Below are 14,051 nucleotides of genomic sequence, written 5' to 3' on the forward strand. Positions count from 1 at the left end.
CGTTGACGAACGCCCAGCCCAGCGCGGCCCCGAGCGGCGCCGCGAGGATCAGCGCGAGCAGCGACGGCCCACGGGTGAGCAGGAAACGCGGGCGGCGCGGAATGCCGCGCAGGTCTCCCACCGCCGCCTCGGCCCGGCGCCCGCCCGCCACGTTGGCCGCGGCCAGCAGCAGGATCCAGCCCGAGACCGCCAGCATGGTCAAGCCGCCCAGCGGCGCGCTGATCCGCAGCCGCCGCTTGGCCTCGGTGGTCGCGTCGAGCAGACGCGCCAGCCCGTCGCTGACGTCCCAGCGGGCGTCGGCGGCCGCGGGCTTGAGATCCACCGTCCCGTGGGGCAGGGCCGGGCCGGCGAGCACCAGGTCAACTGTCGCGATGAGACTGTCTACTTTGGCCTCGTCAAACGTCTGATCGTTGGTGAACATGGGGTTTCCGGCGCGCAGCGGGCGCGGCGCGAGCTCGGCCCGTCCGCCCCAGAACGGCTGGAGGTCGGAATCCCTTGGTGGGACATAGGTCCCGACAACGCGCAGGGTCACCGGTGTTTCGACGCGCGGGATGCGGTATTGGAAGGTGTTGCCCAGCCGTTGTGCGGCGGCGTCGCTGACCACGACCTCGCCCGCGCGTTGCGGGCACCGGCCGGTGATGGTGAGCGCCTCGCAGAACCCGGGCCGGACCACGAGCGGCGCCTCCAGCGCACCGGCCGAGCCGCGGACGAGCGCGCCCGTGATGGCCTCGAACTCCGGCTGCGGCGCGTGCCGCAGGACCTCCGACAGCAGCTTCTCCATCGCGGCGCGCGTGCCCGTCGGGATGGGCACCTCGGCGGTGACCGTGATGCTCCGGTCGGCCGGCGCCGCGTTGTCGAACACGGTGCTCACGGCGTGGTCCTCCGCCGCGCTGGTGTAGAACGGCACGGCCACGGCGGCCGCGACGGTGAGCATCGCCAGCGCGCCGAGGGCGAGCATGGCCCCGATCCGGTACCGCAGCGCGGCCAACAGCAGGCGGAACATCAGACCGGCTCGGCGCTTCCGTCGACGAGGTGCAGCTCGTCGTCGCACATGGCCGCCGCCTCGGGGTCGTGCGTCGCGAGCACGACGGCCGCGCCCCGCCGCGCTTCGGCCCGCAGCAGCTCCAGCACCCTGGTCCGGTTGCCCGCATCGAGCTCGTTTGTTATTTCATCAGCCAGTACCACATCGGCGCGCAGCGCCAGGCCGCGTGCGATGGCCGCGCGCTGCTGCTGCCCGCCGGACATCTCCTCGATCAGGTGACCGGCCTGTTCGGCCAGCCCGACTGCTTCGAGGCTCTCGGCCGTCAGGCGCCGCGCGTCGTCGGGCGAGAACCCGTTGGCCACGAGCACGACGTGCACGTTTTCGGCCGCGGTCAGGATCGTGGCGAGCCCGTTGTGTTGCGGGATCCACGCTATTCGCTTGGCTATGGCGTCCCTGCGGTCGCGCAGCGGCTCGCCGTCGAACCTGACCGTGCCCTCGCTGGGGCGCAGGCTCGCGGCCATCGTGCGGATGAGTGTGGTCTTGCCCGCGCCCGACGACCCTGTGATGGCGAGCATCCGGCCCGCGTGCACCGTCGCCGACACCTCGCGCAGCACGGCCTGATCGGGCTTGTACCCGACTGTCACCCGCTCAACGACCAATCGCGGCTCACGGCCGCCGGCCGCATGGTCGACTCCTGCGCTCGCCAGGCTGTCTGTCGTCATAGCCTCCCCGTTTCACGCTTTGTCGGATGGCTGTCCGCACGCCCCTGCCTGGCGTCGTGGGATCGCTCCCACGCGCAATGTAGCGGACGGTAGCGTGCGGGTAAAGTGGCCCTTCCGGATAGGACTAGGGCGGCCGTTTATGCGCCCGAAGCCCACGTGAGCCTGGCCTGCGCCTCGGCCGCGTCGGGATGGCCGAGGTCGTCGAGGATCCGCGCGGCGCGTTGCCACGCCTGCTTGGCCGCCTCCTCCGGTTCACCGCCCGCGTGCTGGGTGCCGCCGAGCTCGGTGAGCGTGACCGCCTCGCAGTATTGATCGCCGAGCCGGCGGAAGAACGCGATCGCCCGTTCGTGCACCCGGCCGCGGCGCGACACCTACGCAAGCAGGTGTCTAAAGACGACAGTCTGGGCCACGGTCCACGCGGTCGTTGTGACGATGTAGAGCGTCGCGGCCAGCGGGAGGAAGGCGACGCTGAGCACCGAGGCGTAGGGCAGTGCGCGGGCGATGCCCGTGAGCGGCTGGCGGGCCACGCGCGATGAGGCGTAGCCGATCGCGGCAAGCAGAACGATCGCGCCCGCGAAGACGGCCAGATGGGCGGGCTCCAGCGGGAGCAGGTAGGCGCCGAGTGGCACGCCCAGCAGGGTGTGCGCGCCGAGGGTAGGCGAGAGGAAGGCTTGGTACAGCGAGGCGAACACCGGGATCTGGACGAGCATCGGCAGACAGCCGCGCGCCAGGCCGCCTCCCTCGGCGCGATAGAGCGCGGTGAGCTCGTTGTCGAGCCGGGCCTTGTTGTGGCGGTGGCGCTTTTGCAGCTCGGCGACCCGCTCGAAGAGCGCCGCGCGGCGCTGGTCGGCGCGATATTGCGCGTACCCGACGGGTACCAGAAGAATTCTAATCAGGACAGTGGTCAGGACGATGGCGGCAGCGGCGCCGCCGATGGACATGAGCACGGTGATGAGGGCATGCGCGGGCATGCCAAGCCAGGCAAGCATTTTCTTGGTCTCCAGACGATCGGGCGAACAGGGGCTGGTGGCTCAGCCCAGATCTGGAGCTCGCGGCCGCTGCCGCCCCGCCGCGTCGGGATCGCTGTGTCGCAAGTAGACGGTGTCATCGGCTGTCGGCGTCATCCGCTGCGTCGGGCCCGACACGAGTGACCGCGGGCGCACCCCGGCCAGCAACGCCACACAAATGGCGGCCACCGTCAGCGCCAGCACGCCATGCAGGCTCAGCGGCTCACTGCCAAGGAGCGCGACCGCGAGCATGGCGACACCGAACACCATGCCACAGTAACAAGCGAATGCCCGTCCCCGGCACGGGACGGGCATTCGCCTACAAGGACAGGGCGGTTAACAGGTCGGCACGCCCGGCAGGACCGCCGACGGGTGGTCGATATAGATGTTGGTCATGAACCCGAGGGGCGACTCAATCTTGGACCACCAGTTGTTGGTGTAGCCCTCTGCCGTGACGGTGTCGCCCTGCCGCTGGCACAGCACCTTGACCTGGGTCGGCCCCGCGAGGGTCCCGACCACGGCCGAGGACAGGTACGGCCCGGTGCGCACGCGCACGCCGCTGCCCCAGGTCCAGAACCAGGTTCCGCCGCCGCTGCACCCGTTGTCGCTCGTGATGGACCTGACGCCATACGTGCTCGGGTAGGGCGCGAGCGAGACCCCGTTGATCCGGATAGTCTGGCCCACCCCGTTGTAGAGCTGCTCGTAGTGGATGTGCGGGCCGGTAACGTTGCCGGTGGCGCCGGTTGTGCCGACCTGCTGGCCCTGGTTGACCCACTGTCCATGCGCCACCGAGAAGGCGGCGAGGTGGAAGTAATAGGTCTTCCAGCCACCACCGTGGTCGATGACGATGTAGTTGCCGGCTCCGCCCGCTTGGTAGTACCGGTAGGCGGTGCCCGCTGCCGACGCCAGGTTCGGTGTGCCGGCGGTGCCGCCACCGTTGCGGATGAAGTCCAGTGCCAGCCGGACCTCGGCGCTGTGATGGCTGTATGTCCAGCTTTGCCCGCATGGGAACGGCGCCTTGAAGTTGGGTGCTGCCATGGCCGGTGCCGGGCCGGTGACGATGACGGCGATGGAGGCCGTGATCGTGACGAGGGCAGCGACCACTGATCGCCATACTCGCATGCTTCGTTCCTCCCTAATGACGTGTGCGGGACACGTTAGGGTTCACACGCGCAGGTGACGGGGGTGCTTCGGCGGTGGCCGAAACGCCCTGGTAGTTTCAACCTTTGATCGTCTTGACCGCGAACCCGCCCCCACCTTTTTGGGTTGATCATGACCTTGCGTCCATGCTCGACGGCGTGTCGGGGCGTTAACTTCATGGCCAACACCGGGAGATTGAGCTTGGCGTCGGCCGTGAGGTCGGCATCGGGCTGGGCGTGGGCCGATCATGAGCTTAAGTTCATAGTCGAGGCGAGAGGGGCGTCGGGATGAGACCGCTTCGATCGATGGGCGCACGGCCCGACCCCGCCGCGATGAGCCGGTCGACACACTTTGACGGGCAGCGGTTCCACAACTCGACGCCCAGTTCCGTGATGCCGCCCGACTCGGCGCGCAAGCTCTTCCGGGAGATGGTGTTCGGCAAGGAGAAGCGGCGGCCGTCGAGCCCGATTCCGGTGGTCACACCGACGGAGTGGGACACCTCTCCGGGCCGGCTCAGTGCCATCTGGCTGGGGCACGCGTCCACGCTGATCGAGATCGAGGGCCGGCGCGTGCTGCTCGACCCGGTCTGGAGCCTGCGCTGTTCGCCGACTCAGCTGGCCGGGCCGAAACGCTTGCACCCCATGCCTTTGGCGCTGGGCGAGCTGCCGCAACTGGACGCGATCGTGATCTCACACGACCACTACGACCATCTGGACATGGCGACGGTGGTGGCGCTGGCACGGTTACAGTCGGCGCCTTTCCTTGTGCCGCTGGGGGTTGGGGCGCACCTGCGGCATTGGGGCGTGGCGGGTGAGCGGATCGTCGAGCTGGACTGGGACGAGGAGCATGCGGTCGGTGGGCTCCGGTTCGTGGCGACCGAGGCGAGACACTTCTCCGGGCGTGGGTTCACCCGGAACGAGACGCTGTGGGGGTCGTGGGTCATCGCCGGTGCACGGCGGCGCGTGTTTTACACCGGCGACACCGGATATTTTCCGGGCTTCGCCGAGATCGGCGCGCAGCACGGGCCGTTCGACCTGACGCTGGTCCAAATTGGAGCTTACAGTCCATATTGGCCCGACATTCACATGACGCCCGACGAGGCCATCGCCACGCACGTGGATGTGCGCGGCGGGCTGCTCCTGCCGGTGCACTGGGCGACCTTCAACCTCGCGCTGCACGCGTGGAGCGAGCCGGTGGACCGCATTTGGGCGGCGGCGCAGGAGCAGGGCATCGACTTGGTCGTACCGCGGCCGGGTGAGCGACTGCGGGCCGACGACCCGATCCCGGTCGATGGGTGGTGGCAGGCGATTGCGTGACGGATGGCCGTTGTCGGGAAGCCGCTACTTCGTTCGCGCGGACATAAGTAAATGCGATCATTCGCTGCATGACGAACCGTCGATGGCTAATCACAGGGTGTTCCAGCGGACTCGGCCACGCGTTGGCCACATATTTGACGGCGAAGGGAGAGCAGGTACTCGCCACCGCGCGGAACATATCCGGCTTGGACTTCCCGCACGTGACGCGGCTCGATGTGACCGACCCGGAGCAGTGCGAGGCGGCGGTCAACCTGGCGGTGGAGCGGTTCGGCGGCATCGACGTGCTGGTCAACAACGCGGGTTATGGCCAGATGGGCGTCGTGGAGGAGGTGTCCGACGCCGAGCTGGAGGCCCAGTTCGCCACCAATGTGTTTGGCCCGTGGCGGCTGGCCCGGCTGGTGCTCCCGCACTGGCGGGCGCAGGGAGGTGGACACGCCGTCTTCGTGTCGTCGATATCCGGCTCGCTCCCGCTGCCGAACCTGTCGGCGTACACGGCCAGCAAGTTCGCGTTTGAGGGCCTGGCCGAGTCGCTGGCACAGGACGCGGGCATGTTCGGTGTGAAGGTGACGATTCTGCAGCTGGGCGGGTTCACCACCGACTATGGCAAGAAGGCGTTCGACCCGGCCCGGAAGTTGCCCGAATACGAGCCGGTCGCGGGCGAGATCGAGCAGCTGGTCCGCGGGCTGGCCGACAACCCGGACTGCTGGTCGCCGGAAACGTTCGCCGCGATGGTGGGGCGCCTTGTGGAAATGCCCGACCCGCCGCTGCGCCTGCCGTACGGCGGAAAGGCACGCGAGTTCTTGGAAGGGGCGTTTGCGGCGCGGCGTGCGGCGTTCGACACCGTGCAGGAGCCGTAGCTAGAGTTTGATCGTGACGGACTGGCGGGAGCAGCGAGACCGGGCGGTGGCGGCGCACGCCGCCGCCCTGGCGAGCAAGCGGGAGGCCGAGGCGGCGCAGGCGCGGCGGCTCATCGCCGATTTCCTGCGCCAGGCGCCCGCCCCGGAGCCGCTGACGTGCCTGTCCTACAACGGCCGCACCAGGTACCGGACCGGCCTCATGGGTTGGTATCTGAACACAGGCCGCACCGTCGCCGTCGACACCTCGGGTGAATATTACGTTTTGCTGGTGCCGCAAAGCTTTCGGGCCCGCTTCACCGGTGTCACGCCACGACCACAACAGCCACCACTGATCGTCGGCGAGGGCGCCCGCGACGGCGAATCCATCCCCCTCCGCACTCTCCTCAACAACATCCTTTCGCGTTGATCATGAACGTATGTCCATGCTGGGCGGTGTGTCGCGGTGGACGCCGCGGGGGTGGTAGCCGAGGGGGGCGCTTTCACCGAGGATGTCTGCCAGCAGCCAGATTATGGCAAGCCACATTTCGGTACCCATCAGGCTCGGCTGCTGTTCGGGGCTGAAGGCGAAGCCGCGCTCGGGTTGCCAACGGGTCAGCGCGTCGCCGAGCCGTTGCCGCGCCCAGGACTGCGCCTCCGCGCGGCGATGACCGGTCTGCTGCCCGCACAACCATAGCGGGTGGATGACATCGAGCACATCGCATGCCGTGCCGCGCCCGTCGGCGAAGAACCGGCCATCGCGGGTGTGGGCGAGCACGGCGTCGATGGTCGCCTCCGGCCGCGGGACCGGCACGCCGAACTGGGCGAAAGTCCCACGGGTGAGCCGATAGTACCCGTTGACCGGCTGCCTCCGGCCTTCGTCGAGAGTGGGCGAACCCCACAGACCCGACCACGGGTCCTGCCGGGTGAGCAACCAGCCGAGCAGTGTCTCCAGTGGACCGTCCAATCCGAACAGTCGCCGGTTCCAGTGCAGGCCCGTGCCATACATGTCGACCCAGGCGCCCGCGTGCCAGGCACGGTCCGCCCACGGGAGCGCGTCGAGCGTGCCGATCAGGTCGTCGAGCTCGTGCACGGCCCGGATCGGGTGGGGGAGCTGGGAACCCAGCAGGTCCAAGGCGTACCCAACAGAAAGAATGTGATAGTTGGAACCGCTGTCGAGGGTGGGCGATGCCTCGCCGAGCTCCGGGATGAGCCCGGTTTCGGGATCCTGCCGGCTCTTGAGCCACTCGATTGTCTCCTGCTCGCGCGGGAGTTCCACGCCCAGCAGATCGGCGATTTCGACGGCGTCGCAGACCGCCCGCACGTTTGCGCCCCAGCCGAAGTCGTAATGCGCCAGCAAAGCCGGTGCCTCTTCCCGTGCCCGCTGCCCGAAGGACTCCAGTGAAAGCGGGCGTTTGCGGTCGCGCCGGTCCCGGATGCGCCGTGCCGGGTTGCCGCCCATCACCGACCACGGCGGCACGTCCTTGGTGACCACGGCGCCCGCGCCGATGATGCTGTGCGCGCCGACCGTGACCCCGTCGAGGATGACGGCGTTGGACCCGATCCACACGTCGTCCTCGATGGTGATGCCCTTGCTGGTGATCGGCTGCCGGAACACCGGCTCGGCCGGTTCGGCGGCGTGGTTGAAGCCCAGGATCGAGGCATGCGCGCCGATGCGGACCCCGTCTCCGGCGGTGACCGTGCCGCGCACGACCGCGAACGGGTTCACGGTCGTGTTGTCGCCCAGCCGGATCCGCCCGGTCACATAGGCGTGCGCGGCTATGTATGACGTGCTTCCGATGGCCAGCTCTTCGAGCTCGTATATGGCGGCAAGCGGAGAAAGATAGGTGCGTTCGCCCGCCTCGCGCAGGCCCGGCAACTCCAGTTGCCGGGCCTGCTGGCGCGCGATGTCCTCCTCTGAGGCCTGTGTCCAGTAGAGCCAGGGGCAGTAGTCAAACAGGTGCACGCCGACAATCATGCCCCTGGCAGGGCCGCGCTACACGGTGCAGGGTGTGTTTTCGACGTTGGCCTTGGCCTCGCCGATGACCACGTCGGTCAGGAGCGTGTCAAGGACGACGGCTTGGCGCGTGATGGAGGTCGGTGTGGTGATGGTGCGGTTGAGGCTCAGCGAGCCGACGGCGAGCGGGATGGTCACCGGTTCGGACCCGACATCGATGACCACGCCGTTGATGCGCAGGCTGGCCACGTGCGACCCGGAGCCGAACGCGTGGTTGCCGTTGATGCACGTGACCGACGCCTCGGAGCGGATCACACCCAGCTCGATGACGACGGGCAGCAGCACGCCCGCGGTGATGCGTGTCGAATCGACGCGGGACCACGCGGTCGCGTTGTCGCCGTTGGCGGGCGGATTGAGGATCAGGTCATCCGGAGTCTGCGACGTATGCGCCTCAAGCGCCTGCGCCTGCACACCGAGGATGCCCGCGTTGAGGTTCACGTTGGCCACGATCACATCATCGTCGCGGCACGGCACGTCCGGCGGGTTGGCCCGCGCGACGATGATGCCCGCGAGGTTCAAAGCCGTCGCCTGGCAAGAGAACCCACCCTTGCGGACGAGCGCCTCGATGCGAATGTCGGACAGGATCGGGCTCGTGCCGTTGGGTGCGGCCCGCAGCGTGGCGCGCACCTCTATGTACCGTCCGGTCATAAGGAAATTGACGCCGTTGTCCACTTCCACGAACGGCTGCGTTGCCAGACCCGCCTCGGTGTTGGAGGCGCGCGCCTCGACCGTGATCGATGTGCCGGGCGGCTCGCTGCCCTGAGGCTCGGTGTTCCAAGTCACCTTGCCCCATGGGCGGTTGTCGACCCCGCCGTCCTGCACGACGGTCCACGTGCCGATGGGGGCCGTGATTTCGCCGAGCACGGAGCCTGTCATGTCGCTGTAGTTGTACGGACCCGCGCCCGCGCCAAGGTCGACGACCAGGTCGACGGCTCCGACCGGGAATCCGCCGCCGCCGATCGGCCCGGCGTTGGGGTCGATGCGCATCGCGTTGTTGGTGTTGATGTTCGCGACCCATACCTTGCCGTTGCTGTCCACGGCGACACCGGTCGGTCCGCTGCCGCCCGGCAGAGCGACGTTGCCGACGTAGGTGCCGTCGGTGCGCAGGTGCCCGACCGTGGTCGCGGGACCGATCAGCGAGTGGGCCACCCACACGTTGCCGGCGGCGTCGACCGCGACGCCCTGCGCGTTGGCGTTGCCGTGCGGGAATGCGCCAAGGATGTTGCCCGCCGGGTCCATCTTGACGACCCGGTTGCCGGCGACGTTGGTGTGCCAGATCTCGCCCGTGTCGGGGTCCATGCCGAGGCCGTAGTCGCCGTGTGTCGTGTCCAAACACGTGCCCGCGCCGCCCGGGACATAGCGCAACAGGTTGGCGCCGAAGCGAGCCGACCACAGCGTGCCGGCCTTGTCGATGAGACCGCCGTAGCCGCCGCACCCGAAGTTCACCAGGGTCCCCGGGACGACCGCGCCGGATGTGCCGTCGAGCTTCTCATGCTCGTTGTCGGCGCCGCCGGTCCAGACGTCGTTGTTGGCGTCAACCGCGACGGTCCGGGTGAGAATCCCGGCCACGCGCGTGTAATTGATGATGCATTCGTCTGCGGCGGTCGTGACGCCACCGTTGTTGTCGGCGCCGCCCGCGTTGGTCCATGGCCGGATGTCGCCGAGCCCGCGCGAGGTGGCGATGAGCCCGTCACTGTCGCGATCCTGGCAGGTGTTGTAGGCGAACGGGGGAGCGAGGTAGTCGCCGGCCGGGTTGGGGGTGCCATCGGCATTCACGCGTGAACCGCCGGACACGACACCCACACGGGTGACGGAGCCGCGCCCGCCGTCCTGCTCGGCGCGATTGGACAGCCAGGTGTTGCCGAAGCGGTCAACCGTGGTGCGCGAGGGGTTACGGCCGCGGTTGTCCGGCGCGGACAACCACTCCCCGACAATCTGGCCGGTGTCGACATGAATCCGGACCATCGTGCCCCGCGCGGACGCTGCGATGTTCACAAACGGGAAGAACGTCTGCTGTCGATTGAGCTGCAGTTGGTTGTTGTTCGGGGCGTCGTGGTTGACGTCCTGCAGCACGCCCTGGTCGAAATCCGCGTCCGTGGTGTAAAGGACATTGATTCCGGGTACCGGAGCGGCGCTCGCGCTGACGGCCGATAGCCCGATCGTCAGTGTGATCACCGTAAATACGGCGAGGTGTTTGGATCGCATGTCCGGTGAAGCTACGGCGGTATTGCTGTCCGTAACTATCGGGTTTCATGATGATGAAAGTGCGTGAGGATCACTCATGGTGAATCACGGGTATCGTGGGGTGGTGACCCGCGACAGCCTTGTCGCCAGCGCGGCGAGACGCTGGCAGGAGACCCTGGTCGACGACTCAGGGCGCAATCAGCTTGCCTACTATAGGGATTTGAAGGTGGGCACGCTCGCCCTCGACGGTGCGCACGAGCCGCATTTGGCCCAATTGCTGGCGGGTCGTCCGGTCGCGCTGCGCCATCTGTTTCCCACGCCCGAGGCACATGCCGACGCGATGAAGCGGATGCGTGCCGTGCGCACCCACATGCGCACGTGGGCCGAGGAGCGCGGCGTCGAGGTGGGCTATCTGGTCACCGGGCTGGCCACGTGGCACGAGCCGAGCCGCACCCCGCGTGCGCCCGTGCTGCTGCAGCGCCTGGCCGTGCGGCCTGCCTCAGCGCTGCACCTCGACTTCATCCTCGACACCGATCCCGAGCCGTCGGTCAACCCGGTGCTGCTGCACAAGCTGAGCAAGGACTTCGGGGTCACGATCGCGGCCGAGGAGCTCGACGAGCTCTCGCCGGAAGACCTGTTCGGCTATCTGGCGAAGGCGGCGCAGGACGTGCCCGGGTTCGCCATCGAGCAGCGGCGCCTGATCGGCACCTTCACCTATGCGAAACTGCCGATGGTCGACGACATCGGGGATTCGCTTGAAGTGCTTGCGGCGCATGACGTCATCGCTGCGCTGGCGGGCGATCGCGAGGCGCTGGCAAACCTGGTGTCCCAAGACGACCCGGGGGTCGGCGCGCCGGACAATGTGGACCCGGCCGAGGAATTCATTGTTTTGGACGCCGATTCGTCGCAGAGCCACGTGGTCAACTCCGTGTTGTCGCGGCACCATCTTGTTATCAAAGGCCCTCCTGGTACCGGAAAGAGCCAGACGATCGCTAACATCATCGCTGCGCTGGCGGCGCACGGGCGCACCGCGCTGTTCGTCGCGGAGAAGCGGGCCGCCATCGACGCGGTGCTCGACCGGCTGCAGCACGTCGGCCTGGACGACCTCGTGCATAACCTGCACGGGGAGCAGCAGAGCCGGCGCGAGCTGGCCCGCTCGCTGGACGCCCGGCTGCAGCGCGCCCGCACCGAGGCCCGGCCGCCGTTCGACGACAACGCCCGGCGGCTGTCGCTTTCGCGCGAGGCGCTGGTGCGCCACCACGACGCCATGCACCAACCTCGGCAGCCGTGGGGCTTTTCGGTGTACAACATGCAGGCAGGTCTGGTCGGCCTGCCGCAGTCGCCGGTGCGGTGGTCGGGTCCGCAGCTGCGGGAGCTGCACGGGGAGACCGTGCACCGGGTGCGCGCGGCAGTGGCCGAGCTGGCGCGCATTCCGACGACCACGCCATGGCTGGAGACCAGGATCACCGATCGGGCGCAGGCGCAGGAGGCATACGGCCTGGCCGGGCGGGCGGTCGTGCAGTGGCCGCGCGCGCAGGAGGCCGTCGCGCGGTTGGTGGCGGAGCTGGGGTTCGCGCCACCGCGCACTGCTTCGGCCATGGAGCAGGCCGTGCAGCTCGCCACCGACGTGGATCTCACGCTGACCGCGTTCCAGCCCGAGATCTACCAGGCCGATCTGTCGGGTTGGGACGGTTTCCTCGACCGGTGGCGCACCAAGCGGCGGATGCGCGCACTGCAGAAGCACCGGGTGAAAGACCTGCGCGCGGCGGCGGCCCAGATCGCCGATCAGAAGGAGCGCTGGAGCCGCGCAGCGGTCGACGGCCGCGGGCCGCGCGTCGCCGAGTCGCTGCCCGAGGCGGCAGGCGCGTTGAACGAGGCGGTGGAAACGCTGCGCCGGCTGTACTCGATGCTGCCGGTGCAGGACCTCACCGAGCGGCTCCCGGCGCTGTCCACGGATCAGCGCGGGCTGCTGGATGCGGTGCGCCGCAATGAGTTGCTCGCGGTGACGGGTCCATATGGGACGTTCACCGGCGCGGACGAGTTCGACTACGCTTGGCTGAGCTCCATTTTGGACGATGTGCGGTTCAACGACGACCATCTGGCGCGCTTCTCCAGCGATGCGCTGCACGCTGCGGCCGAAGACTTCCGCGCCGCCGACACGGAGCATCTGGCGCTCGCCGCCGGGCGCGTGCGCTACGAGGCGGCCATGCACATGATCCGCGTGCTGGACGAGCATCCCGAGCAGCAGCGGCTGGTGCGCAACGAGGCCGCGAAGAAGGCCCGGCACCTGACCGTGCGCAAGCTGTTCGAGCAGGCGCCGCAGGCGCTCACGGCACTCAAGCCGTGCTGGGCGATGAGCCCGCTGCTGGCCAGCCAGGTGCTGCCGGCGCGGACGCTGTTCGACGTGGTCATCTTCGACGAGGCGAGCCAGGTCGAGCCGGTCGACGCGATCACGGCCGTCATGCGGGGCCGGCAGATCGTCGTGGCGGGCGACGAGCACCAGTTGCCGCCGACGTCGTTCTTCGACCGGTCGCCGTCGTCTTTGGACGATGAGGAGCCGGATGAGGCGCTGCCGACGGACGACATCGAGTCGCTGTTGCAGTCGTTCGCCAACACGTTGCCGCTCGGTCAGGTCAAGCACCTGTCGTGGCACTACCGTTCGCGCGACGAGCGCCTGATCGCGTTCTCCAACCGGCACATCTACGCGCCCAACGGGAATGAGCTGGTGACGTTCCCCGGCGCGGACACGCTCGACTGTCTGCGGCACGTGCTGGCAAGCGATGGCGAGTCCGAAGTGGACACGGTGGTGCGGCTGATCCTGGAGCATGCCGAGCAGCGGCCCAACGAATCGCTCGGGGTCATCACGATGGGCGTCAAGCACGCCGACCTGATTGACGCCGCGCTGCACCGGGCGCTTGCCAAACGGCCCGACCTTGCACCCTTCTTCACCGAGTCGGGGCTTGAGCCGTACTTCGTCAAAAATATCGAACGGGTGCAGGGCGACGAGCGGGACGCCATCATCATGTCCGTCGGTTATTCGAAGACCGCCGATGGGCGGATGCGCTATTTGTTCGGGCCGCTCAACCAAAAGGGCGGGGAGCGCCGGCTCAACGTGGCCGTGACGCGGGCCAAGCGACGGCTCACGCTGGTCAGCTCGTTCACCTTCCTCGACATGGATCCCAACCGGCTCAAGGCGGCCGGGGCGCGGCTGCTCCGGTCCTATTTGGAATATGTGCAACTCGGAGGGATCTCCGACAGTCGCAATGCGACGGTCAACGCCTTCGAGGCCGACATGCGTGATCGGCTTGTTGAGGCGGGGGTACCGGTCGAGGCGCGCTACGGCGTCGACTTCGCTGTGAGCCACTTCGCGATCGAGACCGACGGTGCGCGTTACCATTCGAGCCCCACGGCGCGCGACCGGGACCGGCTGCGACAGCAGCATCTGGAACGGCTGGGCTGGCGCTATCACCGGATCTGGTCGGTCGATTGGCACGCCGACCGGGAGCGTGAGATCGCGCGGGCGGTGGCGGCATATGAGCAATCGCGCAAGCCCGACATCGCGCCCGAGCCGGAGCCGGTGGTGGAGGTCGAAAAGCCGCCGGTGCTGAAAACGCGCGGGCCCAAGCCGGAGCTGCCGCCGTTCGAGAGCATCACCGACCTACCCGACCACGTGCTCGCTGAGCTGGTGAAATGGGTCGAGAGCGATGGGCTCAACCGCACCGAGGACGAGGTCGTCACCGAGACCATCGCCGAGCTCGGCTTCACCCGGCGCGGCAGCCGCATCGTGGAGGCGGTCAAACGCGCGCGGCAATCTTTGGGGCGCGGTTTTGTCGGTGGGTCTCGCTAAACT

The 14,051-nt window shown here is 68.3% G+C and carries 11 protein-coding genes and 1 pseudogene; 4 read left to right on the forward strand and 8 right to left on the reverse strand.

The window, feature by feature from the left end; genetic code table 11:
- From DM816_RS22240 to DM816_RS22265, 6 genes and pseudogenes are all read right to left on the reverse strand, one after another.
- Window positions 1–1,003 (reverse strand): hypothetical protein (locus tag DM816_RS22240; protein ID WP_162907708.1); only part of this gene is annotated, 1,003 nt, incomplete at its 3' end.
- Window positions 1,003–1,704 carry an ABC transporter ATP-binding protein gene (locus DM816_RS22245; RefSeq protein WP_117212273.1) on the reverse strand — a complete coding sequence of 234 codons (702 nt, stop codon included), beginning with the start codon at window positions 1,702–1,704 and terminating at the stop codon, window positions 1,003–1,005. The genes DM816_RS22240 and DM816_RS22245, both read right to left, overlap by 1 nt.
- 137 nt (window positions 1,705–1,841) lie before the next feature.
- On the reverse strand, window positions 1,842–2,075 hold the full coding sequence (locus DM816_RS22250) for a hypothetical protein (RefSeq protein ID WP_117212274.1): 234 nt from the start codon (window positions 2,073–2,075) through the stop codon (window positions 1,842–1,844).
- On the reverse strand, window positions 2,076–2,693 hold the full coding sequence (locus DM816_RS22255; RefSeq protein WP_117212275.1) for a YidC/Oxa1 family membrane protein insertase: 618 nt from the start codon (window positions 2,691–2,693) through the stop codon (window positions 2,076–2,078).
- A 42-nt stretch (window positions 2,694–2,735) separates the two neighbouring features.
- Window positions 2,736–2,981, reverse strand: a complete 246-nt coding sequence (locus DM816_RS22260; RefSeq protein ID WP_117212276.1) for a DUF6412 domain-containing protein — start codon at window positions 2,979–2,981, stop codon at window positions 2,736–2,738.
- Window positions 2,982–3,311: 330 nt separating this feature from the next.
- Window positions 3,312–3,749, reverse strand: a pseudogene (locus DM816_RS22265) (M23 family metallopeptidase); the annotation flags it as partial.
- 389 nt (window positions 3,750–4,138) lie between these two features.
- On the opposite strand from DM816_RS22265, the gene DM816_RS22270 reads away from it, so the two are divergent.
- The 3 genes from DM816_RS22270 to DM816_RS22280 all read left to right on the forward strand — a co-directional run bounded on the left by DM816_RS22270 (window position 4,139) and on the right by DM816_RS22280 (window position 6,430).
- On the forward strand, window positions 4,139–5,167 hold the full coding sequence (locus DM816_RS22270) for an MBL fold metallo-hydrolase (protein WP_117212278.1): 1,029 nt from the start codon (window positions 4,139–4,141) through the stop codon (window positions 5,165–5,167).
- Window positions 5,168–5,235: 68 nt separating this feature from the next.
- Complete coding sequence (locus tag DM816_RS22275) at window positions 5,236–6,024, forward strand: SDR family oxidoreductase (protein WP_246002114.1); 789 nt, start codon at window positions 5,236–5,238, stop codon at window positions 6,022–6,024.
- A gap of 13 nt (window positions 6,025–6,037) precedes the next feature.
- On the forward strand, window positions 6,038–6,430 hold the full coding sequence (locus DM816_RS22280; RefSeq protein ID WP_425455263.1) for a hypothetical protein: 393 nt from the start codon (window positions 6,038–6,040) through the stop codon (window positions 6,428–6,430).
- On the opposite strand, the gene DM816_RS22285 is transcribed toward DM816_RS22280, so the two are convergent.
- Both DM816_RS22285 and DM816_RS22290 read right to left on the reverse strand, forming a co-directional pair.
- Entirely contained in the window at window positions 6,431–7,966 is a 1,536-nt protein-coding gene (locus DM816_RS22285; RefSeq protein ID WP_246002115.1) for an acyltransferase, read from the reverse strand.
- Between the two features lie 30 nt (window positions 7,967–7,996).
- Window positions 7,997–10,222: an NHL repeat-containing protein gene (locus DM816_RS22290; RefSeq protein WP_117212281.1), complete on the reverse strand. Its 2,226-nt coding sequence runs from the start codon at window positions 10,220–10,222 to the stop codon at window positions 7,997–7,999.
- Between the two features lie 76 nt (window positions 10,223–10,298).
- On the opposite strand from DM816_RS22290, the gene DM816_RS22295 reads away from it, so the two are divergent.
- Window positions 10,299–14,048 (forward strand): AAA domain-containing protein, encoded by a 3,750-nt coding sequence (locus tag DM816_RS22295; RefSeq protein WP_117212282.1) that lies wholly within the window; start codon window positions 10,299–10,301, stop codon window positions 14,046–14,048.
- Window positions 14,049–14,051 lie beyond the last annotated feature (3 nt).

Source organism: Allorhizocola rhizosphaerae, assembly GCF_003426775.1.
GTDB lineage: Bacteria > Actinomycetota > Actinomycetes > Mycobacteriales > Micromonosporaceae > Allorhizocola > Allorhizocola rhizosphaerae.